The organism is Undibacterium sp. GrIS 1.8 (assembly GCF_040544445.1).
In the GTDB taxonomy this organism is placed as follows: Bacteria; Pseudomonadota; Gammaproteobacteria; order Burkholderiales; family Burkholderiaceae_D; genus Undibacterium.
The window spans coordinates 25,759-36,859 of the sequence record NZ_JBEONQ010000044.1 but is presented as its reverse complement, the minus strand read 5'-3'; the positions used below and the strand labels follow the sequence as shown (position 1 = coordinate 36,859).

General features: G+C 44.5%; 7 protein-coding genes and 1 pseudogene. 4 read left to right on the top strand and 4 right to left on the bottom strand.

The features are described 5' to 3' along the window. A pseudogene (locus tag AAKU64_RS17705) lies at positions 1–411 on the bottom strand (hypothetical protein); the annotation flags it as partial. 687 nt (positions 412–1,098) lie between these two features. Further along, on the bottom strand, positions 1,099–1,851 hold the full coding sequence (locus tag AAKU64_RS17700) for a DUF2846 domain-containing protein (RefSeq protein ID WP_354331965.1): 753 nt from the start codon (positions 1,849–1,851) through the stop codon (positions 1,099–1,101). 383 nt (positions 1,852–2,234) lie between these two features. On the opposite strand from AAKU64_RS17700, the gene AAKU64_RS17695 reads away from it, so the two are divergent. From AAKU64_RS17695 to AAKU64_RS17680, 4 genes are all read left to right on the top strand, one after another. Continuing rightward, the gene (locus AAKU64_RS17695) at positions 2,235–4,157 is read left to right on the top strand and encodes a PrkA family serine protein kinase (protein WP_322117860.1); all 1,923 of its coding nucleotides are present in this window, start codon (positions 2,235–2,237) and stop codon (positions 4,155–4,157) included. Positions 4,158–4,230: 73 nt separating this feature from the next. Further along, positions 4,231–5,499, top strand: a complete 1,269-nt coding sequence (locus AAKU64_RS17690) for a YeaH/YhbH family protein (RefSeq protein ID WP_354331967.1) — start codon at positions 4,231–4,233, stop codon at positions 5,497–5,499. Between the two features lie 8 nt (positions 5,500–5,507). Then, positions 5,508–7,163 carry a SpoVR family protein gene (locus tag AAKU64_RS17685; RefSeq protein WP_354331969.1) on the top strand — a complete coding sequence of 552 codons (1,656 nt, stop codon included), beginning with the start codon at positions 5,508–5,510 and terminating at the stop codon, positions 7,161–7,163. Between the two features lie 224 nt (positions 7,164–7,387). Then, complete coding sequence (locus tag AAKU64_RS17680) at positions 7,388–7,699, top strand: hypothetical protein (RefSeq protein WP_322117863.1); 312 nt, start codon at positions 7,388–7,390, stop codon at positions 7,697–7,699. Positions 7,700–7,798: 99 nt separating this feature from the next. Here the strand turns inward: AAKU64_RS17680 and AAKU64_RS17675 are convergent, their stop codons facing one another. Then, complete coding sequence (locus tag AAKU64_RS17675; protein WP_354331971.1) at positions 7,799–8,482, bottom strand: MarC family protein; 684 nt, start codon at positions 8,480–8,482, stop codon at positions 7,799–7,801. A gap of 185 nt (positions 8,483–8,667) precedes the next feature. Continuing rightward, complete coding sequence (locus AAKU64_RS17670) at positions 8,668–11,049, bottom strand: TonB-dependent receptor (RefSeq protein ID WP_354331973.1); 2,382 nt, start codon at positions 11,047–11,049, stop codon at positions 8,668–8,670. Positions 11,050–11,101 lie beyond the last annotated feature (52 nt).

Here is an 11,101-nt window from a genome sequence, read left to right as displayed (position 1 = left end):
TATTAATTGATCTACTCTGATCGTACTGTCGACCGTTTTGTCTTTAGGCTTGCCTGCACCGATCCCCAGCTTGGGATTAATACCAGCGGTCTGCAGCGTCAGCATGGGATTAGGCGGTGCTGACGCTATCGTTTTCATCGCGCTGGCAGTATCAATCGCAATGTTGCCAAGCTTGAGATCGCGGTTGTGCTGCAATGCATATCCCAGCGCTTGCTGTAAAGTCAATTGGGGCACCAACGATACGATATCTTGCGCATCATGTACTGACGAGTTGCTACTATTCTGGACGGAGGCAGAGGTGGTGCTATCGATTAAATTTGCTTGTGCTGAGATTGGTGCTAGCAGACTGATCGTCGTAAGCCCTATTAAAATGACAGCAGATCGGGCTTCCCATGAGTTTGACGAAATCATTACGGTTTCTCTATACAAAAAGGCAGAGATAAAAAAGCATTTTTTTGCTTTTTAAAATTTTTTTGGAGCTAATTTGACGTATGTTTTAACGCCATTATTAGCCACTGTTTTAACGCCATTATTAGCCACTGTTTTAATGTCAGTTGTACTACGTATATTAAGCTATTTCCTTCCGGTTTATTTGTATTTTTTTAGTCGTTATGAAAGCAAACATCATACTCAACTTCGCCAAGATGAAAGACCTGAATCAGTGACTTTCGCCCGATATGGCTCAACAAAAATGTTTCCAAATGTTTCAAAATGTTTAGGGTGATTTACGAAAGAATATTTTCGTAACAAGCATTGGTAGTTATTGATATGCTTTGATGCCGATAGCGCAATGAGTTGTCATCAACTATTGATATGACTAAATCAGCTTGGAGTGATTTAGAGTTTGAGAAAGATTTTTAGGCTTGGAATGAGGTAAATAGTCAATTGCTTTTGTACTTTGCCGGAGACTTCATTTGCAAATATCTCTGACGATTTTCTTCTAACAAAAATGATGGATTTTTAGCGATTTGTATTCAATCGAATATGCCAGGCGTTAAAAAAATGGGCAAAAAAAAGCGCTTGAGATTATTTGTATTAAACAATCACAAGCGCTTTTTTACTTTTACTTCACACAGCTAATGCATTTTAATGTGAGTTTTATTTCATCATCTGACATTGGCGCAATTCACAACGTGCCATAAACGTGCCGCCGCCTTCACAGCTCATACGATAAATTTCTATTGGGCCAGGTGGCGTCAGCAAGCCCGCTCCTTGTCCTCCGTTGCAGTTGTTTTGTTTCGCTAGTTTTTCTACCGTTACCGATGAACTTCCAGGACGGAATTCTACTTTTTGCAGCGACGCAGTTCCATTACCATCCATTATTTGACTAGAGGTCCCGTTGCTGGATGACGCGAACTTTGTGCTGTAGGCACCGGGTGTAGTGATTAATTCAGAACCATTGACCCCAGCTTGACCCGTTGTTGCATCGACCAATTGCAATTTGCTGCCCGCCGATATAAACCCTAATTTGACTTCTTGCCAAACAAAATAATTTTTTCCAGCTTCAGTCATAATACTTAAAACGGATCCGTTTTCTGCTTTTGATACCAACTTGTGTTGACCAGGATTAACGCTGACTAACATGTAACTTTTTGACGTAGTCTGGCCGATTTCCTTTCCGTCAAGTTCTACCGGCATTTTGCTGATGGCACCAAAGAGTTCATTGCGATAAATGTAGATATTGGCTTGGCTTGGATTCGTATTAAAGGTTTTAGCTCGTACATCCTGCTCTTGGCTGGCCATTTGTACCGATGCACAGCCAGTTAACAGACCGGAAGCCAAGCTAGATAGCGCTATTACGCTGAGTGTAAGTAATCTGAGTGATCTGAAAGAGCCGAGCAAACGTTTCATGTTTTTCCTGTTGATAAAAATAGCGTTCCTATTTAAGCAAATTCTTGCTGACATGAAAAGCTAAATGTTACAAATGGAGAAATGCTCGCACGATGCTTTGGTGTCGCCGCCACAAAGTTGGTGTTTAGTTTCTGCATAATTACATTTAAATTTGAATTAGCTTGCATACGTAGAAAAAAAATTATCAGGGAATATGCTTTTGATTTTTACGGATAAATATTTAATGTTTCGTTTGAGACACAAAATTTCACGAATTTCGCCAACTTTTTTTGTAAATTCACCTACACTAAAGTTGTAGGGTGCATAAAAGCAAAGTGTCAGAACTCTAGTCAGCTTGCTTTGTCTATCAGCTTATCGGTCTATCGCTATCAAAGGAGATCAGTATGAAAATCTTTGACAACTACACAGCACGGTATGAGAGGACTCGTGAAGAAGAATATTCTTTGCCAGAGTTCTTAGAATTATGTAAGAAAAATCCATTGGCCTACGCCACCGCCCCCGAACGCATGCTAGCCGCGATCGGTGAGCCAGAAATGGTTGATACGCGTCATGATTCCCGACGTTCGCGCATCTTTTCCAACAAAGTCATCAAAATTTATCCCGCCTTCCGTGAATTTTATGGAATGGAAGAGGTGATAGAACAGGTCGTATCCTATTTCCGTCATGCTGCACAAGGCTTAGAAGAGCGCAAACAAATTCTATATTTGTTAGGTCCCGTTGGTGGCGGTAAATCTTCGATAGCCGAAAAGCTGAAGTATTTGATGGAGAAGATTCCATTTTATTGCATTAAGGATTCGCCCATCAACGAATCGCCTTTAGGCTTGTTTGATGAGGCGGAGGACGGAACGATTTTAGAGGAAGATTTTGGTATTCCAAGACGCTATTTACGCAATATCCCTAGTCCTTGGGCGGTTAAGCGTTTGCATGAATTTAATGGTGATATTAATCAATTCCGTGTGGTCAGGCGTTACCCATCTGTATTGAAACAAGTAGCGATTTCTAAGACCGAACCTGGCGATGAAAATAACCAGGATATTTCTTCTCTGGTCGGCAAAGTAGATATCCGCAAATTAGAAGATTATGCACAAGATGATCCCGATGCCTACAGTTACTCGGGTGGCTTGTGTCTTGCCAACCAAGGCTTGATGGAATTTGTAGAGATGTTTAAAGCGCCAATCAAGGTGCTGCATCCGCTGCTGACGGCAACGCAAGAAGGTAATTTTAAAGGTACAGAAGGCTTTGGCGCGATTCCGTTTGAAGGCATTATTTTGGCGCACTCAAACGAATCTGAATGGAAAACTTTTAAGAACAATAAAAATAATGAGGCTTTTTTAGATCGTATTTATATTGTCAAAGTACCGTACTGCCTGCGTGTCAGCGATGAGGTAAAAATTTACGACAAGCTGGTACGTACATCTTCATTGTCCGAAGCACCTTGTGCTCCGGGCACACTAAAAATGATGGCGCAGTTTGCGGTGTTATCACGACTAAAAGAGCCGGAAAATTCCAGCATCTTTAGCAAGATGCAAGTCTATGACGGTGAGAACTTAAAAGACACTGACCCCAAAGCAAAATCGCGCCAAGAATACGCGGATTATGCCGGCGTTGATGAGGGAATGAATGGGCTTTCTACCCGTTTCGCTTTCAAGATTTTATCGAAAGTATTTAATTTTGATAATACAGAAGTAGCTGCAAATCCCGTTCATCTCTTGTACGTACTGGAGCAGCAAATTGAGCGTGAACAATTTGCCCCAGAAACGGAGCAAAAATATTTTTCCTACATTAAAGAATATTTAGCACAACGTTATGCAGAGTTTATTGGTAAAGAAATTCAAACTGCTTATTTAGAAAGTTATTCCGAATACGGACAGAATATTTTTGATCGTTATGTGACCTTTGCCGATTTTTGGATACAAGATCAAGAGTTCCGCGACCCTGATACCGGCGAAAGTTTTGATCGTGATGCACTGAATAATGAATTGGAAAAAATTGAAAAGCCAGCTGGCATTTCCAATCCCAAAGACTTTAGAAATGAGATCGTCAATTTTGTGTTGCGTGCCAGAGCACAGAATGCCGGTAAAAATCCTACCTGGACAAGTTACGAAAAATTACGCACGGTCATAGAGAAAAAAATGTTCTCTAATACCGAAGAGTTATTGCCAGTCATTTCATTCAATGCCAAGGCGAGCGCCGACGACGCTAATAAGCATCAGGAGTTTGTGTCGCGCATGGTTGCCAAAGGCTACACGGCAAAACAGGTACGCTTGTTATGCGAATGGTATTTGCGAGTGAGAAAGTCTTCTTAAGCTTAAAGCCGCGATGATTGGGTTGACTCAATCTAGGTGAGGTTTTAAAACAGTATCTTTACAGGAGACCGCTTTGGTTCATCTGATCGATAGACGAGTTCAGGGAAAAAATAAATCTGCCCCAAATCGTGAGCGGTTTTTGCGGCGTTATAAAGGGCAGATTAAAGAGGCGGTCGCACGCGCGATCAAAGGGCGTTCAATTACTGATTTTGAAAATGGCGAAAATATTCGCATTCCAGTTAAGGATGTAAGTGAACCTACCTTTGGTCATGACCGAGGTGGTGTGTGGGAGACAGTGCAACCTGGTAACCAAGAATATCTGAAAGGTGATCAGGTTGCCCGGCCCAAAGGCGGTGCCGGATCAGGCAAAGGGCAAGCAGGTAATAGCGACGAGTTAAGCGAGGATGATTTTGTTTTTCAGCTTAGCCGTGAAGAATTCATGAATTACTTTTTTGAAGATCTGGAGCTGCCAAATCTGGTTAAAACTCAGCTGGCATCTACTACTGATTTCAAAAGCCAGCGCGCTGGTTACAAAACCTCGGGCACTACTTCCAGCTTGCATGTACTCCGTTCTTTACGCGGCGCTTTAGGGAGGCGTATTGCGGTCGGCGGCAGATCTGCGCGACGATTAAAACAAGCAGAAGCCGAAATGGCGGATTTGTTACGTACTGTCTCTGACATGGCGGATGAGCGTATCGTCTTGCTAAAACAAGAGATACATCATCTGCGTACGCGTTTGCTGGCAATCCCATTTATTGATCCGTTTGATCTGCGCTACAGCAATCGCATCAAAGTACCGAAACCCTCTACGCAAGCAGTTATGTTTTGTTTGTTAGATGTATCGGGGTCTATGGACGAACAAAAGAAAGAAATCGCTAAACGTTTCTTTATTTTGCTGTATCTGTTTTTGACCAGAGCGTATGAAAAGATTGACGTGGTGTTTATCCGTCATCACACAGCGGCATTAGAAGTGGATGAGAATGAGTTTTTTCATTCTCGCGAATCAGGCGGTACCATCGTATCTTCTGCTTTGCATTTGCTGACCAAGATCATCAAAGAACGTTATCCCAGTGGTGATTGGAACGCCTATGTAGCGCAAGCCTCTGATGGCGATAATTGGGATAACGATTCTATCGCATGCCGCCAGTTATTGATCAATACAATTATGCCGCTGGTGCAATACTATGCATACGTAGAAATCACCGAAGGCGATCCCCAAAATTTATGGGAAGAATATGCCCAGGTAACAGATCATCATGCGCACTTTGCGATGCAAAAAATTCGGACACCTGCAGATATTTACCCAGTGTTCAGAGAGTTGTTCAAGAAACAAAGCAAATGAGGTCGTCCATGGACAGCGACAAAAACCATACTGCAATTAGTAAGACAGAAAGCACTGGTGAAGTGGATGAAACCAGTAATATCAATGCCAACAGTACCAAGCTTGCCAATCTAAACGGCGCCGCTATACCGACTGACGGAGCGCGTCCTAAAAATCCTCAACGTTTGCCGGAACAGTCCGAATGGACGTTTGAGTTAATCGAACAAGTACATGATGAGATCCGTCGCGTTGCGCAATATTTTCATCTCGATACTTATCCTAATCAACTAGAAATCATCACCGCAGAGCAAATGATGGATGCTTATGCATCCGTTGGTATGCCGGTCTCTTACCATCACTGGTCTTTCGGTAAGCATTTTGTATCGACTGAGAGAAATTACAAACGTGGCCAGATGGGCTTAGCGTATGAGATCGTGATTAATTCTGATCCTTGCATCTCCTACTTAATGGAAGAAAATAGTTTGACCATGCAGGCTTTGGTAATTGCCCATGCTGCGTATGGACATAATTCTTTTTTTAAAGGGAATTATTTATTCCGGACCTGGACGGATGCCGATGCGATCATTGACTACATGGTATTCGCCCGAAATTATGTTAGTGATTGTGAGCAGCGTTATGGTGTAGAAGCGGTGGAGTTATTGCTAGATTCTTGCCATGCTTTACAAAATTACGGGGTTGATCGCTATAAACGTCCCGCTAAATTATCTCTGGCAGAAGAGCGAGAAAAACAAGAAGAACGCGAGCGATATTTGCAATCGCAAGTTAACGACTTATGGCGCACTTTGCCACGCCGCGATGAGACAGTAGCGAGTGAGGAAGTGCTACGCTTTCCTCACGAACCGCAAGAAAATCTACTTTACTTTATTGAAAAATATTCACCGTTGCTAGAGCCGTGGCAGCGTGAATTAGTGCGTATTACGCGTAAGATTTCTCAGTATTTTTACCCCCAACGCCAAACCCAGGTAATGAACGAGGGATGGGCAACCTTTTGGCACTACACGATTTTGCATCAGCTATATGACGAGGGTATCGTTGGTGATGGCTTTATGATTGAGTTTTTACAAAGTCATACAAACGTCGTTTATCAGCCGCCTGTGACCAGTCGTCACTTCAGTGGAATTAATCCCTACGCGCTCGGTTTTGCGATGATGCGTGATATCCGGCGTATTTGTGAAAATCCAACTGAGGAAGATAAACATTGGTTCCCAGATATTGCTGGCAGCGATTGGCAAAAGACGTTGGATTTTGCGATGCGTAATTTTAAGGATGAAAGTTTCATCGCCCAATTTTTATCACCTAAATTGATACGTGACTTTCACTTCTTTGCGGTATTGGATGATGATAGCCAGGATAAATTAAATATCTCTGCCATCCATGATGAAAACGGTTACCAATACCTACGCCAGCAATTGGCAGGACAATATAATCTGGGTAATCGCGAACCTAATATCCAGGTCTGGTCCGTTGATTTGCAAGGCGACAGGGCGCTGACGCTGAGGCATACCGAATATCAACGGCGTCCATTAAACAAGCAAACCGATGAAATGCTCAAACACGTAGCGCGCTTGTGGGGATTTGATGTGTATCTGGAGACCGTCGATACGCAAAATAAGATATTGAATACACAAGAATGTAAATGGGAGAAACGCAGTCGCATGCGTTAAGTCCGGTTGAATCGCCTTAAGCAATTACGGCGTTCTTAATAAGCGCCATAAAATGCAAATACCTTAGATTAACTTAGATTAAATTTGCAACAGCCCTCAATTAATGTCGGTCTATCGGATAGAATAAGCGCAGCACTGATGCGTATCCACTGTGCGATGCAGCAAGCATCGTTAAGAAAAACATCAGAATTCTCTCAGCTAAACCATTCGACGGAGTGTGCAAGATGTACCTCGACCATCCAAAAATTTCTGCAACCCACAGCGAGACAGAGCCGGACAGGCTGGAGCGTTTATACCGAGTATATGGCTACGCAATTGGTCTAGCGGATGTCGATGGCAACACCACTTGCATTACCAAGTTAGCCAAAGTCCATGATCACAAAGGTACGCTGATGGTGATCTGGCATGTTGCACCGACCGAAAAAGAAAAGCAGTATTTTGTCCGCGCCTGGCAAAGTAAAGTAGGTGATGAATCCTCACAAGTAGAACACGCATTGATGTTGGCTGAGACGCCGATAACAGCGGTCGCAGCTTGATTGGTTTTAGGCCGAATAGCTGAGCTTATTTCTTTATAGATTTTAAAAAAAACGCCATGCAATCTTAATTGCATGGCGCTTTTTCGTAAGTCCAAATTTTTAATGCAATTTCAAATCCACTAGCAAATCAGAAATTCCCGTCCAGCCAATTTCAATACCAATACAAAGCAAAATAAAAGCAGATAAACGTAGCAAAACGATCGCTCCGATATCACCTAAAAACCGCTCCATATTGCGTGCAAAACGGTAGCACAGATAGATTACCAAAGTCGTCAACAAAACCCCAATAGCAGAAGCAATACTGGTGATCAGAAAATCCACCGGCTTGTTTGGCATTTGTGTACCCAGTGTGACCGATGCTGCAATTGTTCCGGGACCGACCGTTAACGGAAAACTAAAAGGATAAAAACTACGACGGCGCAATTCTTCTTTGCTCCATATACCTATTTGTGACTCGGCAACCGAAGTCCGCAACTTATCTTGCTCTTGGTCATTCAATAGCTTCCAGCCTGCCATTGCTACAACAATCCCACCCGCTACTCGCACGATAGGGAGTGATATACCGAAAAAATCCAGAACATAAGAGCCGATAAAAATCGCCCCCATCAACAAGAAAAAACAATTCAGCGCAATACGCTTTGCCAGACGACGAGCAACCATCGTCTCAATCGGCCCCGTCATAGAGAGAAAAATCGGCGCAATCGCTATCGGATTTAAGATGGGCAGCAGCGTGATCGGAACTACGATCAAGGCCTTAAAAAAAACAATCACCGAAATGCTCATAAAAACTCCTGAAAAATCTGATACTTGATTATAAAGTTGTATTGGGGTTTAGAGCGAATTTGCTTTATTTATAGACTTCCAAATGGTAGCCCAATCATTCTGCGTCTTCTGGCACGAAAATGGCACGCAAGCCGCAGAATGATTGGACGATGTTTTTTAATTTTTTAAGAGTCAGATTCTAAATTTTAAAAATCAAACTTCAACTCACCCACCATAGTGCGCTGTGTGTAAGGATGAAAAGCCCAGTATTTGGCATTGTTAAGATTGTCGATGCCGAACGATGCAGTCCATTGCTTGGCGACTTGGTATTGCAGGCGCAAGTCCATTACAAAAAAACTGGAGAATCCGGTGTAGGTTTTGCCGTTAGGATCGCTGTTGTCTAAGGTGCCGTATTGCTTGCCGCTATAACGTGCGCCGAAGGTGGTGGCGAGTTTGTCGTTGACTTTGTAGCTGCTGACAAAGTTGGCGCGCCAGTTAGGTACACGTGGTTGCCACATGCCGACGCTGGAGGGGAATTTATCGTTTTTTACGATTTTTGAATCGGTGTATGTCAGGCTGGCAGTCAGGTCTAAGCCGCGTGTAATGACGTCATTTGCCATGTACGCCAATTCCAATCCGGTGGTGTGGATGTCATCAATATTTTGGATATTGGTGATGTTAGGTGTGACGCTGACATTGGTTTGCGAATACAGCGCATCCTGCGTACGCTCATGGAATAGCGTGGCGCGCACCATGCCAGTTTCTAAGCTTCTCTCTACGCTCCATTCTGAGGTCCAGGATTTTTCTGGCTTTAAGTTCGGATCGTTATTGACGATGGTGTTGACGCTGACCGATCCCTGATATAACTCGGACACAGTCGGCATACGTACAGCGCGACCGACGGATGCTTTGATCGTCCAGTCGCTATCGGCTTTGTATGCCAGGGCGGCTTTGGGCGAGAAGGCGGTTTCTTTCCGTGGAATAAATGGCAAGCTGCTGGTGGCGGTAGAGATGACACCATTATTGGCAGTCCACTGCTCTATACGACCGCCGAGTATGGTTTTCCATTGCGGATTGATACGCCACGCATCTTGCGCATATACGCTTTGTAATTCGGTATTACCCCGGAAGCCGGAGAATACCGTGCTGGCTGCACCGTTAATCCAATCGCTGGTATTGGAAACCAAGGTGCGTAGTTTGTAAGCTTCGCGCTGATAGCCGAATTCAACCGTATGATCTTTGGCCGCTTCTGGACGCCAGATGCCTTTGAGTGCCAGCGTGTTCCAGCCAGTACCGTTCATATCGGTGATGCGACCTGCGCCGCCGCTGTTGGCTTGCGGGATTGCAACGATAGGTGCGCGTGCGATATCTTTGCTGTAATCGTAAAGGCTGGCAGCGATTTCCCAGTCCCACACGCCTTTGGTATTGCTCTTCAGGTTAAGCCCGTGGGTGACATGCTCCAGGCTATTGGTACTGTTGGAAAAATCGGTCGGAGCCAGGGTATATTTTTTGCCGTTGACATTGATGTCGCCGTTAAACACCGGATTGCCAGCAGCATCGCGCAGATAGCTTTCTACTGTGCTGGTCATATTATTGCGCCAGTAGCCCAAGGTATAGCTGGCTCGTAGCGTGGGTGTAATGTCGTAAGCGACTTTGAATTTGGCGTGGTCTTGCACCGTATTGTATTGACCCGTTGCACCAAGGATGAGCCAATCTTGATTTTTCGGATTTTTATCCAATATCGCACCGCTCACTGGCGTACCCAAATTGCTGGTCACGCCTGCGGATAATAATTTATTCACGAAGACAATAGGGTGACCATCGCTATCGAGCCGGTTGACATTCGCCCACCATGACCAGTCACCTTGTTTGTCGCCTAGCGAGGCGCTGAGCTGATGACCGCTATAACTTTTATCGGTGCCATATTGCTGAAAACTCTCACTAAAGGCCATGACTTTCGCATGGGCTTCAAATTGGCTGGGCATCCTTGTGATGTAGTCCACCACCGCACCGACCGAGTTACCAGAATATGCTGCTGAAAACGGACCGTAGAGGACGTCGACACGCTCGATCTCCTCTGGCGTCACCAGTCCCCAGCGCGGCGTATAACTTGCGCCATTACCCATTAAGTTCGACAGTAATATGCCGTCGGCATACACCAGCGAGCGGGCGCTATTGCCTGTGCCAGATGCGCGCGTTGCGAGCACGGCATGGTTGTAGTCACCAATGTAGCGCTTGCGCACTAGCAAGCTAGGCAGATATTTGAGTGCGTCTTCTGCATCCGTCGCATTGATGGTTTGTGCTAGCGTTTTAGCATTGATACCTTCGATCGTAGTCGGGATTTCGGTCGGCAATGAGGAGGGACGTCCGGCAGTAATCAGAACGCGATCGGCAATATCATTGCTGCCAACGACGATACCGCTAGCGGCGTCATTATTACTATTAGCCGCCAGTACGCTGGCAGACAGCAAAGGCAATGCGGCGGCAATGGCGATGCTGAGTGTGTGTCGGATAAAACGATCGCTACGCTGAGGCGACGGATTTTGGGAGGGATTCTTATAAAGCGTGAGGGTTATAAAAGGATTCATGATGTGGGCAAACTTTAGAAAAAAAGAAACGCACGCAGCACCGCATTCGCTG

Bases quoted from the DNA above. Each gene is read 5' to 3' on its own strand.
- AAKU64_RS17675 (WP_354331971.1), bottom strand. From the start codon at position 8,482: ATGAGCATTTCGGTGATTGTTTTTTTTAAGGCCTTGATCGTAGTTCCG.
- AAKU64_RS17680 (WP_322117863.1), top strand. From the start codon at position 7,388: ATGTACCTCGACCATCCAAAAATTTCTGCAACCCACAGCGAGACAGAG.
- AAKU64_RS17685 (WP_354331969.1), top strand. From the start codon at position 5,508: ATGGACAGCGACAAAAACCATACTGCAATTAGTAAGACAGAAAGCACT.
- AAKU64_RS17670 (WP_354331973.1), bottom strand. From the start codon at position 11,049: ATGAATCCTTTTATAACCCTCACGCTTTATAAGAATCCCTCCCAAAAT.
- AAKU64_RS17700 (WP_354331965.1), bottom strand. From the start codon at position 1,851: ATGAAACGTTTGCTCGGCTCTTTCAGATCACTCAGATTACTTACACTC.
- AAKU64_RS17695 (WP_322117860.1), top strand. From the start codon at position 2,235: ATGAAAATCTTTGACAACTACACAGCACGGTATGAGAGGACTCGTGAA.